The organism is Lysinibacillus sp. 54212, assembly GCF_036662795.1.
Taxonomy (GTDB): Bacteria; Bacillota; Bacilli; order Bacillales_A; family Planococcaceae; genus Lysinibacillus_B.
Window position 1 is genome coordinate 155,922 of record NZ_JBAFWZ010000002.1, and the last position, 14,624, is coordinate 170,545.

Sequence of the window (14,624 nt, forward strand, 5' to 3'; positions counted from 1 at the left end):
TTTCAAACCATAAACATTATAACTGTTTAAATGAATAAAAAAAAGAGTTCTAAACTATTAGAATCCTTAGACAAAGAAAAAGCTGACAAATCCAAATTAAGAATGGCCAGCTTAGTAATTATTATTTTATTTCGTTGCGATTTTGAAATTGATCCATTTTTTCCTCTAAATCGTCCATCATTTTAATTAAACGGTCAATATCTTCAAGTTCAGTCTTTTCAGGATCGATTGCATCGAGTACTTCAAGGAAAATTTCTAAACGTTCCTTCAGATAAACTACTTGCTGTTCTTTGTTAGTAATAGGATTAGACATCGGAGAGCCACCTTTCATAATAAGCATATCGTAGCTGATTTTTATTAGAATTTCAATAATCGGAGTGTGTGGAAGCTGACAAAATTTATTTCGCAAATTATTTATTCAGAATATTTACACAATAGAGGGGATGTGATAAACTAAAGGTATCAAAATGTAAAGGAGATGGTCGGAACATAAAAGCTCAGTCCCAATTTGGAAGGAGGGAGTTTAAACAGTTTTCGGCTATTACTGCTGAGGTACGCGTTTATACACATTTTAATGGATAAGAGTGAAATTTAAAGCCCTAGTAAACTTTGGATAATAAAGTTTGCTAGGGCTATTTATGTCTTCTAAAAGTGAAGCTATTCGAGGTCCTATATGTTAAGATAATACGGATATTGAAGTATTCGGAGGCAACAATGAGTATCATAAATAATTATGAACAGCGTAGATTTTGGATATTAGTAATCATTGTTTCAATTTCAGGATTTTCTCAGGGGATGCTATTGCCGCTAATTTCTGTCATTTTTGAAAAGGACGGTGTGTCTTCAACATTGAATGGCTTCAATGCTACTGGATTATACATAGGGACATTGTTAATATCGCCATTTATTGAGCAACCATTACGGAAATATGGTTATAAGCCGATTATTTTAGTAGGTGGGGCACTTGTTTTTACGTCTCTATTGATGTTCCCGTTCTGGAAAAGTGTCGTTTTTTGGTTCATGCTAAGGCTATTAATAGGTATTGGAGATCATGCCCTCCATTTTGCAACGCAAACATGGATTACGACAACAACACCTCAAGGGAACTTAGGTAAAAGTATGTCAATTTATGGGTTGTCCTTTGGTATAGGGTTTGCAGTAGGTCCATTATTTGTACCGTTAATAAAAATTTCCGAAACCCTTCCGTTTATCGTTTCATCCTTCCTATGCTTAATCGCTTGGTCACTTGTGTTTTTTGTTCGCAACGAAAAACCTGAAGCTTTAAAGGGAGATGCTAGTCATAGCAAAAGTGGTTTTGCTCGCTATAAGCTAGCATTTAAATATAGTTGGATTGCTTTTTTACCCCCATTTGTGTACGGCTTTTTAGAGTCTTCATTAAATGCTTTGTACCCGGTGTATGCATTACGAATGGATTTTGATGTGTCAATGCTATCCATTATTTTAGCCTCATTTTCTATAGGTGCTATATTAACGCAACTTCCACTTGGTATACTTGGTGATAAAATTGGGCGTGATCGAGTGATTATAGCAGCATTAATTAGTGGGACCATCATTTTCACTGTATGTAGCTTGTTGGAAGAGTCGGCAATTGTAGTCGCATGTTTGTTTGCCATTGCGGGAATGTGTGTAGGTTCCATGTACTCATTAGGTATTACGTATATGACAGATTTAACCCCAAAGGAGCTCCTTCCGACTGGAAATCTTCTATGTGGAATTTTCTTTAGTTTAGGCAGCTTAAGTGGACCGTTTCTCGGGGGTTACTATCTACAAGTCGTTGAAGGTGTAAGTTTTTTATTGCTAATGGCTGCAATGCTATTCGTTGTACTATTAGCTAATATTGCTTATCAATTTAATCGAACAGTAAGTTAATTAATAAGGATGTAAACTCCATTATAGAACGGAGATTACATCCTTTTTTTGAATAATAATACCTTTAGACGAGTCATCTTTAGTTTGAGAAAGACTATTGAGGAGTAGGATATTATCTTTAAATATTATAAAATCAAATCATTAATGCTGAGGGGTTAGGTAAAAGTATCTAATATAATTTGAAATTTATAAAGAGAACATAGATTGTTATGTCGAAAAAACTCTTTTTATATTTTTGCATTTCAATTCTTTAAAAATATATTATTATGAATTATAGTATAAAATAAAAATTTTCAAGGGATGGGAAAAAAAGAAATGCAGAAGATACTTCGGTTTAAGTCGCTTAGAACACTAATTTTAAGTGCATTTATCATTTTAATAGTCATTACAAATATTTATTCAATGTATGTTTATTTCTCTAATGAAAAGATGGAAGAGAAGGCAACAGAATTAGTCGAGAAGCATTTACTATTATTAAATGCAAATCAAAATTTAGCCATGTCTAGTAGTGTTCGTTTATCAGCAGCACTTAGTTACGTAGCTTCAGGTGATGAAAATTACATAGATACATTTAATGAATACCGTGAAATTGCAGAGTCCAATAATCGTATTATTGAAAAGCATAATAAGAGTGAAGACCGACAAAAAATAGTAGATATGGCTCGTGAGTGGAGTGAACGAGTAAATAAAGAAGTATTTGAAGTTTATAAAAGCGGAAATAAGGAAGAGGCATTTAACAATCTAATTGCCATTAACCATTTAGTTACAGAAGTTCGTACAGGGTACGAAATCTTTGCAAAGGAAAGTGCAGACAATATTAGTAAAGCAGGGGAAAACGTTGTTAAATTAAGTGCTAACAATAGAATCGCTGGAATCATTGTAAGTCTTTCGCTAACAATTATTAGTATTATTATTGCGATTGTAACGGCAAATCAAATTTCAAAACCAATTAGAGTTGTATCTTCTCGTATGCAACAATTAGCAGATGGTAATTTGAGTCATGAGCCTTTACACGTTAACCGTCGTGATGAAGTAGGTATTTTAATGGCTTCAGCAAATGAAATGAATGACAAATTAAATGCAACGATTAGCTCTATACATAATGTTTCACAGCTCGTTGCAGCAAGTAGTGAGGAGCTTGCACAAGCATCGAATGAAGTAAAAGAAGGTGGAGAACAAATGGCTTCAACGATGCAGGAGTTAGCTACAGGTTCGGAAATGCAGGCCTCTTCTTCGGGTGATTTAGCAGAAACAATGTCTGGATTTACACGCCGTATTCAGGAAACTACGCAAGAAGGCAGCGAATTAAAGCAGCATTCTGCGAACGTTCAGAGCCTTACAGCAACAGGAAAAGAATTAATGGTAAATTCTACAGAGCAAATGGCAACAATCAATGAAATTGTTTTAAACTCAGTTCGTAAGGTAGAGGGATTAAATGAGCAATCTGCTGAAATCTCGAAGTTAGTATCTGTTATTGATGATATTTCAAATCAAACCAACCTACTTGCATTAAACGCAGCGATTGAGGCGGCCCGAGCAGGGGAGCATGGAAAGGGCTTCGCGGTAGTAGCGGATGAGGTGCGAAAGCTGGCAGAGCAAGTACAGTTCTCTGTAACAGATATTTCAGCAATTGTTAATCGTATTCAAGGTGAAACAGGAAATGTAACCCAATCTCTACAAGAAGGGTATGAGGAAGTCAAAAAGGGTACGGTCCAACTTAATGAGACAAATTTAACATTTGATCAAATTTCGAATGCTGTAGAGGATATGATTGAAAATATTGATGCCATTTCAAATAACTTGGATCGAGTCCTCCAAAATACAGAAGAGATTAATACATCAATTGATGGAATCGCCGCTGTATCTCAAGAAGCAGCTGCAGGTGTAGAACAAACAACTGCTACAGTAGAGGAAACTGTTAGTACTATGGAAGAAATTACTCGTAGTGCAGAGCAGTTAGCTGGAATGGCTGAACAACTAAATTCAGAATTACAACAGTTTAAGCTGTAATTATATTTAAAAGAACCTGTTTCCTTTTTGGAGACAGGTTTATTTTATTCAAATGAACCTAATGTCAATAACGGAACAGATTACAGAACAGATGAATATATTATATGAGCCTAAATGTTAAGAAACTTTATGATTGTAGGAAAGGGGATAAAATGAACGAAAAATCTCATCATAATAATGAGGAACTGGATAAGAAGGAACAACAATTAGAAAGCTTTAAGGTAGATAATTACGGCAAAAAAATGACGACGAATCAAGGGGTAAAAATATCCAATGATGAGGATTCCTTAAAAGCGGGCTTGAGAGGACCTACCTTAATGGAGGATTTTCATTTTCGTGAAAAAATAACCCATTTTGATCATGAACGGATTCCAGAGCGCGTTGTACATGCGCGCGGATATGCTGCACATGGAGAATTTGTCGTATATGAATCGATGAAGGAATATACGAAGGCAGGCTTTTTGCAAGACCCGGGGAAAAAAACGCCTGTATTTGTCCGCTTTTCAACTGTTGTAGGTAGTGTAGGCTCGCAGGATACACCGAGGGACGTTCGTGGATTTGCGACGAAGTTTTATACAGAGGAAGGAAACTTCGATTTAGTAGGTAATAATATCCCTGTATTTTTTATTCAGGATGCATTGAAATTTCCAGATGTTATCCATGCTGTTAAGCCAGAGCCACATAATGAGATGCCTCAAGCCGCTTCTGCTCATGATACATTTTGGGATTTTGTTGCAAACAACCAAGAAACAGCCCATATGATTATGTGGGTAATGTCTGACCGAGCCATTCCTAAGAACTTCCGCATGATGGAGGGCTTTGGTGTTAATACGTTCCGGTTTGTAAACGAGGATGGGAAATCAAAATTTATTAAATTTCACTGGAAACCTGCCCTCGGTGTTCATTCCCTTGTTTGGGATGAATCTCAAAAAATCTCTGGGAAGGATTCAGATTTTCAGCGACGAGATTTATGGGAATCTATTGAAAAAGGGCATTTTGCAGAATATGAATTAGGTGTTCAAATACTAGACCCAAAGGATGAATTTAAATTTGATTTTGACATACTCGATGCTACAAAGCTTTGGCCAGAAGAGCTTATACCGGTAAAGATAGTAGGGAAACTAACGTTAAATCGAAATGTGGATAATGTTTTTGCAGAAACTGAGCAAGTGGCTTTCCATCCGGGAAATGTCGTACCCGGTATTGATTTTTCAAATGATCCTTTGCTGCAAGGGAGATTATTTTCTTATTTAGATACACAGCTCATCCGATTAGGTGGACCGAACTTTACAGAAATCCCGATTAACCGTCCTATTTGCCCGTTCCATAATAATCAGCGGAATGGCTATAGTCGACAAACAATTAACGTCGGAAAAGTAAGCTACCATAAAAATTCACTAGCTAATAATACACCTTCAACTAGTACCGAGAAGGAAGGTGGATTTGTTCATTATGAAGAAAAGGTAGAGGGACGCGTCATTAGAGGGCGCAGTCCATCCTTTGATGATCATTTCTCACAAGCAAGGCTATTTTGGAATAGTATGTCTCCGCCGGAAAAACAGCATATTCTCGATGCGTTCACATTTGAGCTCGGAAAGGTACACAGTAAGAGTATCCGTCAGCAGGTGGTTGATATGTTCGTAAACGTAGATAAAACACTGGCTACTACACTTGCCGACCGCATAGATGTTAATCCACCAAAGGGAAATCATGTGAATATCAACGCAAGTTCCCCAGCATTAAGTCAAAGTAATACGATAAAATCTCCGCAAACATTAAAAGTTGGTATTCTGATTGGTGACGGGTTTAATGGTACAGAGCTAGAAAATACGATTAATAATTTTACTCGCCATGGCATTCAATATGTCATTATTTCGGAAAAATTAGGCACAGTAGAAAGTGCACAAGGTCAACAATTGAAGGTTAATGAAACATTTTTAACGACGTATCCAGTACTGTTTGATGCCTTGTTTGTAGTAGGTGGTACAGCAAAGGATCAGGCGAGGTTTAATAGCGATATGAAAAATTATATTAGAGAAGCCTTCCAGCATTATAAGCCAATACTTGTAGCGACAACTGGTGAGCCATTTATGGAGGCAGCAAACGCTCCAGAAGCTCCAGGTGTAATTTTGGAAAAGGATAACCCAAACTTTGCGCAGGACGCTGTCAGAGCGATTGCTGAGCAACGGTTCTGGGATAGAGACATCAATATTTAAAAATAAAAGTTACCTGAATTAGAATCACCTTAAACAGTGATTTTATTCAGGTTTTTTATTGTGAATTATACGATCAAGACTTATGGAAAACAAAAAATCGGTTATTCTATGGTTGAAAGAAAGGAGGTTTGTTTTTTGGGTCGCTATCGTATTCCTATATTCACCTTAGTCATTTTATGTAATACTTTTTTTTTAAAGGATGCATGGGCAAATGAAGAACCATCTAGGGAAGAGATATTCGAGCAGCGTATGGCTTATTATGTCCATTTTGGTGATTTGCGTGTGCCTTGGCATTACTTAGCCGCAATTGATCAATATGAACGGAACATACAATCCGTTCGTAAGGACATACCAAAAAGGGATAGTACTATTGCTATCCAGTTTTCTGATGAATACTGGGCTGGTCCATTAAATCCTTCACCTAAAGATACATCACCCTCTACAATTGATTATTTTGGTGGAATGGGGCTAGATGGTAATAGTGATGGTGTTGCAAGTCCTGATGACGATGAGGATATTTTGTATACTATGGCGAGCTATTTAAATCAGTATGGACTAAAGGAAGAGCAATTTAAAATAGCTCTATGGGATTATTATCAAAGTGAAGCAGTCGTCAATCAAATTTTAACCATTGCTAAACTGTATAAACATTTTAATTCTATAGACCTTGATACTCATGTGTTTCCTATTCCAGTACGCAACCATTATAGCTTTAGGGGAACTTGGGGAGCAAACAGAGGTTTCGGCGGTAGAAGGATTCATGAAGGAACGGATCTTTTCGCCAGCTATGGAACACCTGTTGTTTCCACCTCGTATGGTGTTATCGAAATAATGGGCTGGAATCAATTTGGTGGATGGCGTATCGGGATACGAGACAACCATAACTCCTATCATTATTATGCCCATTTAGCTTATTATAATAAAGGCATTAAAGTCGGGGATATTGTAGAGCCTGGCACCATCCTTGGCTATGTCGGTAGCTCGGGCTACGGTAAGGAAGGTACATCAGGAAAATTCCCACCACATTTGCATTATGGTATTTACAAATTTAATGGGCGAACAGAATGGGCTTTTGATCCGTACCCATCACTTCTGCAATGGGAAAAACAAACGAAAGCTTCAAAAAAATAAAGAATGAGGTTGGCTGAATGAAAATTAGTCAGCCTCATGTTCTTAAGTAATGTATTCACATTTCTCTCCTACCGCATACTATAGATGAATAGCTAAGGTAGGGAGAGAGGGTTTTGGGGAATACCTTTTTAATAGATAAGAATAAAGCAATCTTTTTAGCTCAATGCTGTAAGCTTGCCTATAATCAATTTAAACAGGATGGTGTATTTTTAGTACCTGAAGGGTATGAGCTCGTAAAGTCGTTTAAAGCGAAAGTATTTAGTAAAAATGAATGGTTTGGCTATATAATGCAATCCAGTGATGACAGCATTCTAGTATTTAGAGGAACAGATTCTGATATTGATTGGGTGGCAGATGCGATATTTTATCAAGTTCCATATCCATATGTTTTTGGACAGGGAAAGGTGCATGGTGGTTTTTTATCCATTTATGATTCCTGCAGAGAAGAGATAATAGAGACGTTAAAAACCATAGATCCTGCAAAAAAACTGTATATAACCGGTCACAGTCTTGGTGGGGCTCTTTCAACACTCTGTACACTTGATCTGACTCAAGCTTTCCCTCAAAAGGACATTATTTTATACAATTATGCTAGCCCTCGGGTTGGAGATTCGGATTTTATGAATTTGTTTTATCAAAATAATCCTAATGCTATCCGCTTTGTTAATCATTTTGATCTTGTTCCGCACTTACCACCAGCGACAATTTATAACATTATCAATAAAAAGACATATAATTATCGGCATATTTTTAGTCCTTATTATTTTGCAGCTCCCGCGCTTTCAGTTGAGGGGAATCATAGTATAGATACTTATATAGCTGCTATGGAAAAATTATAGCTGACTAATTGTCTTTCGCTACAGAGTAATGCTTTTCTGCACCGGAAGTGAAGCGGCAGGTGCAAAGCTTCCGGCGGGGAAATCAAGCAACCGAGATCCAGAATTGAACGTAGCGAAAGTACGTTTTGTTGCGAAAGCGAAGCGTCAGCAACAAAGGAAGGAGCTCGCAGCTTGCCCGCGGAAATGAGTTCGCATGTCGCAAAACAATGGAAATGTAATGTTCATAATCGTTGATGAAAATATATTATGAAATGGATTCATTTAAGACATCATTATAAATTTGTCCTTCATCTTCTAAATCAATAATCTTAAGACGATTTGTCCTTTTAATAAATATTGATTTGAATTGAGGTTTACCGTCCTCATTCTGAAGGGTAAGAATGCGTTTACTTTCGTTATCCGTCACGATCTTAAAAGAATAGTCCTCTACATCAACGTGCTGAATAATCGTGTTATATTCAGGTAATGAAGCCCATTGATTAGAGCTTTCTTTTGCCTGTTCGTTATTGTGTTGAACAATTTGGTTCTGTTCTATTGGCTGTTGTTTTTCAGTATCAATGTCAGTATTTGATTGATTACTAGTACAAGCAGTTAGTATGGCTGCCAATGCAATTATTGTTATCATCTTTTTATTCATTATAAGTCATCTCCTATTGAGTCAATCCTCTTCATTCTATAATAATTGCTCGTAGCTTGCTCGAAAACGGCACATAAAAAAGAGAGGCGTAAATGCCTCTCGAATTCTATTTGCCTTGTAGAATTAAAAGCGCTACACACTCCACATGTGCCGTTTGAGGGAACATATCGACAGGCTGGATATATTTCACATCATATAGCTTTGATAGCTCCGCTAAATCCTTTGCCAATGTTGAAGGGTTACAGGAAGTGTAAACGATACGCTTTGGTTGAATCTTTAAGACGGATTTAATAAAGCTTTGAGCTAAGCCTGTTCTTGGTGGATCGACTGTTATTACATCAGGTGTGAAGCCTTCACGTCGCCAGCGAGCAAGCCAGTCCTCAGCTGTACCTGTAGAATAACGTACATGCTTAAAGCCATGATTACGAGCATTCATTTTTGCATCCTGTATGCTTTCAGGTACGACGTCCATGCCACGTACTTCTTTGGCATCCTTTGCTAGCCAAAGTCCAATTGTGCCAACGCCGCAGTATGCATCAACAACTGTTTCTTTCCCAGTTAGCGCGGCTGCTTTTTTTATTTCATTATATAAATGAACGGTTTGCTCCGGGTTTAGTTGGAAAAAGGCACGAGAAGAAAGGTCAAATGCTAGCTCACCTAGTTTTTCGTGAATAGTTTCCTTCCCATCCAAGACAATCGTTTCATCTCCAAAAATTAATGATGTTTTTTCACGATTAATATTTTGTGTAATCGAAACAATAGATGGATCTAACTTTTTGATTCGCTGGATTAGTTCTTCCTTATGTGGTAATTCATTTCGTGTTGTCACTAAGCACACTTGCGTTTCGCCAGTTTTAACACCTGTACGAACAACGATTGTACGGACTAAACCATTTAATGTTTTGCCATCATAAATTGGTATATTCAGCTTTTGCAAAATTTTACGTGTACCTACCGTAATTTTTGAAGTGACTGGGTGCTGTACAGAACAATCATTAATATTTAGCAGCTGATTCGAGCCCTCTGCAAAAAGTCCTGCATAAACACGCTTTCCTTCCTTGCGTACCTGGAATTGACTTTTATTACGATAGTGCCACGGATTGTCCATACCAATAGTTTGCTTAATATCAGTATTTTCAGCAATATTTCGTGCATACTTTTCTAAAGCCTGGATGACAATATCACGCTTGTTGATTAACTGAGCCTCATATGTCATATGCTGTAGCTGGCAACCGCCACACTCCTCATAAACAGCACAAGGCGCTTCTTGACGAAATTCGCTAGGCTTTCGAATCGTTAAGATTTCAGCTTCAGCAAAATTGCGCTGAAGCTTTGTTACCTTAACTGTTATTTCTTCACCAGGTATAGCTCCTTTAACGAAAACAACATTCCGTTTGTAGAAGCCGACACCTTCTCCATTAATGCCGAGTCGTTTGATTGTTAATGGAAACTTTTGACCAATTCTCATCGTCGATTGATTCATTTCTTTCACGTCCTTTAAGTTCATCCCATCATTATAACGGACAGAACATTGAAAGGGAAGAGAGCCTGTTATTGCTTCGCGCTATCCATTTCCTTCACCAAATCATCTAGTGAGGAGAAAGTATAGCCCTTTGCTTTTGCATCCTTTATAAATTTAGGTAGTGCCTCGGCGTTATCCTCTGCAACGGTATGCATTAAAATAATGGCTCCCGGGTGAATTTGCTTCATTAGCTCATTGTAGGCGTAATCTCCACCACGACGTACATCCTTTTCCCAGTCCTTGAAGGCGATGGACCAAAACATATGGCGATATTTATATTTTTGACCTGCAGCAATTAGCGCCTCATTATATATTCCTTCAGGTGGTCGGGCATAATAAGTACGCTTAATTCCTGTGAGATCATGAAGCTTTTTATCAAAGCTTTCCCATTCCTTTAACATTTCTTGTTCTGACAGTTTTGCCATATTTGGGTGCTTATCGGAATGGTTACCGATAATATGACCATCCTTAACCATTCGCTCCACTAAATCTGGAGCACTTGTCACATAATGACCTGTTAAGAAGAAGGTAGCAGGGGCCTTTTCCTTTTTGAGTGTATCTAATATGCTTTCTGTAAAGCCGTTTTCGTAACCATTATCAAATGTTAAATACAGTACTTTTTTGTCACTATTCCCTTTATAAGCAGCACCATATTTTTCAAGCATTGCATCAGTTTGAGCACCCATTTCGACCGGCTGTTCGTTCGAGGTCTTTTTAAAGCCCCAATGTAGCTCCTCGGCTAATGCGAAGGACACAACTGAAAAAATCATCAGTAAAGCGGCTACAAAAATTCCGATAATTTGTTTCCACATGAAAAGCACAACCTCCTTTTTATAGGTAGATTGTGCAGTTCGTTATCCTTTATACAAGTCAATAATTGCATCCTCAAGCGATGAAAACTTAAATTGAAAGCCGGATGAAAGTAACTTTTCTGGTACTACATATTGTCCTTCTAATACGAGCTGACTTTTTTCGCCAAGTGCGAGCTTTAAGGCAAGGCTAGGAACCGGCAACCAATGTGGGCGATGAAGTGCATTCCCTACAATTTTCCCAAATTGCTTCATTCGTTTGGCATTTGGTGAAGTAAAGTTAATCGGTCCATATAATTCAGGGGTATTTACTAAGTGTAATATGGCTTCACAAACATCATCTACATGAATCCAAGATAGCCACTGTTCACCAGAGCCAACTGTACCACCAACGAAAAGCTTATAGGGTAATGCAATTAGTGGTAACGCACCAGAATCCCTTCCTAAAATTACACCAAAGCGAGCAAGGCATGTACGTATGCCCAATTGCTCAGCCTGAAGAGCTTTTTGTTCCCAGTCGGAAACGGTCCTTCCTAAAAAGTCATTTGCTACTTCAACAGACTGTTCTGTATAGATTGCTGTTGTGGATGTAGGATAAATTCCGATCGCACTAGCATTAATATAAACCTTTGGACGAGCTGATAAAGAATCAAAGATACGCAGTACTTCATTCGTTGTATCCATTCTACTCTTAAAAATATCGTTTTTTCGAGCAACTGTCCATCGACCTTCATTTAAAGACACACCGGCCAAATTAATAAATGCATCGATTCCTTCTAGCTCGGGTATTGTATGTTTACCGTTCATCCATGTTATATACTGAACTCCATCTACAGTCTTTTCAGTGCCACGAGTCAAGACAAAAACGGTTGCTCCAAGTCTTTTTAATTTTTCCACTAATCTTTTTCCAACAAATCCAGTACCACCAGAGATCGCGATTTTCAAAAAAACACCTCCACTAATATCCATTCTTATTCGTATTATATCATTCGTGAAACGTCTGACAAAAACATGTATACTAGGAGGAAGGAGCGTGAGATAATGCAGGTCATTACGAAAATCGGTCGTCAAAAAAATAATGCAGAGCGTTATAATATTTACTTAAATGATGAGTATGCATTTGCAGTTGATGAAGGCACGCTTATTAAGTTTGGTTTAACGAAAGGTAAAGCACTCGAGAGATTCGATATTGATGAAATTACATATGAAGACGAGATTGCAAAAGCATTTAATAAGGCGCTTTCTTTTTTAAGCTTCCAAATGCGTAGTGAGCATGAGGTAAAGAAGAAGCTACTTCTTGCTGGGCACGGCGAAGCAGTAGTGCTAGAAGCGGTACGCAAATTAGAATCACTTGGCTTTTTAAATGACGCGACGTATTCAAAGGCACTCCTCGAAACGAAAAAGAAAACGGCAAAGAAGGGTCCACGTGCCATTCGCCAGGATTTAATAAAAAAGGGTATTGATAAAGGCTTACAGGATGAAGTATTAGGTTCCTTTTCCCATGAGGAGCAAATTGAAATCGCAATGGGACTTGCTGAAAAAGAAGTAAGAGCGGGCTCGAAAAAAACGCCTACCCAGGTGAAGCAAAAAATTCAAGATGTGCTAATGCGAAAAGGCTATTCATTTACTGTTGTAGGTGAGGTATTAGAAAAGATAAGCCTTGAGCGTGAGGATGATGAGTGGGAAGGGATGATTGAGCAGCAGGGCGAGAAGATTTGGCGTAAATTTGCAGCGAAGTTATCCGGTAGTGAGCGCAACATGAAAGTGAAACAAGCTCTATATCAAAAGGGCTTTCCTATAGAGGTTATTAATCGTTTTATTGAAAGGAAGGAAATTGAAGATTATGATGGATAAAAATTATGGGGCAATGACAGAGCAGGAATTACGTGATGAAATTGCTATGTTAAAGGAAAAGGCACGGAAAGCGGAGCAACTAGGAATTGTAAATGAATATGCAGTTTACGAGCGACGGGCGTTAATGGCAGCAGCATATTTAGTGGACTTAGATACGATTATTCCTGGAGAGATGTACCGAATTGATGGTGCGCCAGGTGAGTTTTTTAAGGTGGATCGCTTAAAGGGGCGATTTGCATGGGGCTACCGCTTAGGCAGTGAGCGCTTTGAGGAGGCACTTCCTGTATCAATCTTAGCACCAATGAAGGCAGGGAAATAATATGGAAGCCAATATTGCAAAATTAACTCAAGAGCTGTTAGATAAGAATCCAGCAATGTCAGCTTCACGTGCCCGTGTTTGGATAGAGCTCCTATGGAGTGATTATGAAGCAACCTCTGCAAAGGCTGGTTATGCTATCCGTGGTGCTGAATTTACCGAAAACCTAGTTCGTCAGCTAATTACGAGCTATGGTGACAAGCTGCATTTATTTGCAGCTAAAAATCCGAAATATGCTCATCTTTTAAATGATAGTGACGATACGTTGCAATAAACAAAGGCTAATGTTGTAGGGAGTTCCTCGACATTAGCCTTTGCTTTATAAATCACTTGAACCAATTTGTAATTTTTTTTGTAATTTATCCTCTGTGAAAATCCATCCAGTATAAGACGTAACAATGTTTAAATCATCATCCACATGTGCAACTGCAACAAATGGATAACGATCATTGCTACGATAGCGTAAATCGATTAATCGAACTTCGGTTAATCCATTTTCTAACTCCGAGATTTCCCAACGATAAATAGGCGAGAAGGAAATAAAGGATTGTAAATTTTTATCCTGCATTGCAGCGTCAATTAAAGGTGTTCTAGGCAATGGAATAATCTCGAACTTGTCGTAAATATTAACTGATCGACGATAAACTCTTCCAACATAGTAATGTGTTTTGGATGCTGCTGCAACACGCCAGTAAAAAAAGCGCATCGTCGGAGCAACAATGACAAATTCCTCGTCTTGAATAGTGTTATGCACTGCAGTTTTAACCGCCTTTTGAACAGCAAAACGCAGTATATAATAGCATGTAATAATAAAATACATGATACCGAATGTCCATACTGGATTTGCACCGAATGCCCATAGTAAAATACCGATGCAGTGTAAACCGAAAATGTATGGATCAAAAGTGTTAATAACACCAAGGGCTACCCATTTTTTAGAAAAGGGTCTGACCGCTTGAGTTCCGTATGCATTGAAAATATCAACTAAAACATGCAGGAATACTGCTAGCTGTGTCCAAAGCCATAAGTGTAATAGATTGGCGTCTGTAAAAATTAGCGATAAAATAGCGGTAATTGCTATTGGCCATAATAATACAGCAGGAATCGAGTGTGTAATCCCCCGGTGATGTCGTATATATACTGCATTGTTGCGCAGCTTTAAAACTGTATCGATATCGGGTGCTTGTTGACCAAGAATCGTACCTGCCAAAACAGCAGTAAACATAGCTGAATTTTCTGCTACAACGGGATCTGCTAAAGCTAAACCGCCTATAGCAATTCCCATAACTAAATGTGTACCTGAATCCAAAATAATCAACTCCTTGTACATTGAAACCCAATATACGAATAGCTAGTCCTGCGGGAAAAATTAACATTTACCCTCATTAATATAATATACC

Annotated in this window: 15 protein-coding genes; 9 read left to right on the forward strand and 6 right to left on the reverse strand. The window is 37.9% G+C overall.

The features are described from left to right. Nucleotides 1–121: 121 nt before the first annotated feature. Entirely contained in the window at nt 122–313 is a 192-nt protein-coding gene (locus V4T18_RS02550; RefSeq protein ID WP_332646213.1) for an SE1561 family protein, read from the reverse strand. 401 nt (nt 314–714) lie between these two features. On the opposite strand from V4T18_RS02550, the gene V4T18_RS02555 reads away from it, so the two are divergent. From V4T18_RS02555 to V4T18_RS02580, 6 genes are all read left to right on the forward strand, one after another. Beyond that, nucleotides 715–1,890, forward strand: coding sequence for an MFS transporter (locus V4T18_RS02555; RefSeq protein ID WP_332646214.1), 1,176 nt, complete (start codon nt 715–717; stop codon nt 1,888–1,890). A gap of 315 nt (nt 1,891–2,205) precedes the next feature. Next, entirely contained in the window at nt 2,206–3,900 is a 1,695-nt protein-coding gene (locus V4T18_RS02560) for a methyl-accepting chemotaxis protein (protein ID WP_332646217.1), read from the forward strand. A gap of 152 nt (nt 3,901–4,052) precedes the next feature. Then, on the forward strand, nt 4,053–6,116 hold the full coding sequence (locus V4T18_RS02565) for a catalase (RefSeq protein WP_332646219.1): 2,064 nt from the start codon (nt 4,053–4,055) through the stop codon (nt 6,114–6,116). A 135-nt stretch (nt 6,117–6,251) separates the two neighbouring features. Further along, the gene (locus V4T18_RS02570; protein WP_332646222.1) at nt 6,252–7,247 is read left to right on the forward strand and encodes a M23 family metallopeptidase; all 996 of its coding nucleotides are present in this window, start codon (nt 6,252–6,254) and stop codon (nt 7,245–7,247) included. Between the two features lie 113 nt (nt 7,248–7,360). Then, nucleotides 7,361–8,086, forward strand: coding sequence for a lipase family protein (locus V4T18_RS02575; protein ID WP_332646224.1), 726 nt, complete (start codon nt 7,361–7,363; stop codon nt 8,084–8,086). A gap of 28 nt (nt 8,087–8,114) precedes the next feature. Further along, nucleotides 8,115–8,273 carry a hypothetical protein gene (locus V4T18_RS02580; RefSeq protein ID WP_332646225.1) on the forward strand — a complete coding sequence of 53 codons (159 nt, stop codon included), beginning with the start codon at nt 8,115–8,117 and terminating at the stop codon, nt 8,271–8,273. 57 nt (nt 8,274–8,330) lie between these two features. Here the strand turns inward: V4T18_RS02580 and V4T18_RS02585 are convergent, their stop codons facing one another. The 4 genes from V4T18_RS02585 to V4T18_RS02600 form a co-directional block, all read right to left on the reverse strand. Then, nucleotides 8,331–8,723, reverse strand: coding sequence for a hypothetical protein (locus V4T18_RS02585; protein ID WP_332646228.1), 393 nt, complete (start codon nt 8,721–8,723; stop codon nt 8,331–8,333). 106 nt (nt 8,724–8,829) lie between these two features. Continuing rightward, nucleotides 8,830–10,206, reverse strand: a complete 1,377-nt coding sequence (rlmD, locus tag V4T18_RS02590; protein WP_332646229.1) for a 23S rRNA (uracil(1939)-C(5))-methyltransferase RlmD — start codon at nt 10,204–10,206, stop codon at nt 8,830–8,832. A gap of 68 nt (nt 10,207–10,274) precedes the next feature. Continuing rightward, nucleotides 10,275–11,057, reverse strand: coding sequence for a polysaccharide deacetylase family protein (locus V4T18_RS02595; protein WP_332646232.1), 783 nt, complete (start codon nt 11,055–11,057; stop codon nt 10,275–10,277). A gap of 42 nt (nt 11,058–11,099) precedes the next feature. After that, on the reverse strand, nt 11,100–11,999 hold the full coding sequence (locus V4T18_RS02600; protein ID WP_332646235.1) for a TIGR01777 family oxidoreductase: 900 nt from the start codon (nt 11,997–11,999) through the stop codon (nt 11,100–11,102). Between the two features lie 96 nt (nt 12,000–12,095). Here V4T18_RS02600 and recX point away from each other — a divergent pair, with 96 nt between their 5' ends. From recX to V4T18_RS02615, 3 genes are read left to right on the forward strand one after another with little or no spacing between them, the layout of a single operon-like run. Next, nucleotides 12,096–12,908 (forward strand): recombination regulator RecX, encoded by an 813-nt coding sequence (recX, locus tag V4T18_RS02605; protein ID WP_332646237.1) that lies wholly within the window; start codon nt 12,096–12,098, stop codon nt 12,906–12,908. Beyond that, nucleotides 12,898–13,227 (forward strand): YfhH family protein, encoded by a 330-nt coding sequence (locus tag V4T18_RS02610; RefSeq protein WP_332646239.1) that lies wholly within the window; start codon nt 12,898–12,900, stop codon nt 13,225–13,227. The genes recX and V4T18_RS02610 overlap by 11 nt, the downstream gene beginning before the upstream one ends. Nucleotide 13,228: 1 nt before the next feature. Further along, nucleotides 13,229–13,498, forward strand: a complete 270-nt coding sequence (locus V4T18_RS02615; protein WP_332646242.1) for a YfhJ family protein — start codon at nt 13,229–13,231, stop codon at nt 13,496–13,498. Between the two features lie 45 nt (nt 13,499–13,543). Here V4T18_RS02615 and V4T18_RS02620 read toward each other — a convergent pair whose 3' ends face one another. Further along, entirely contained in the window at nt 13,544–14,533 is a 990-nt protein-coding gene (locus tag V4T18_RS02620) for a metal-dependent hydrolase (protein WP_332646244.1), read from the reverse strand. Between the last annotated feature and the right edge of the window lie 91 nt (nt 14,534–14,624).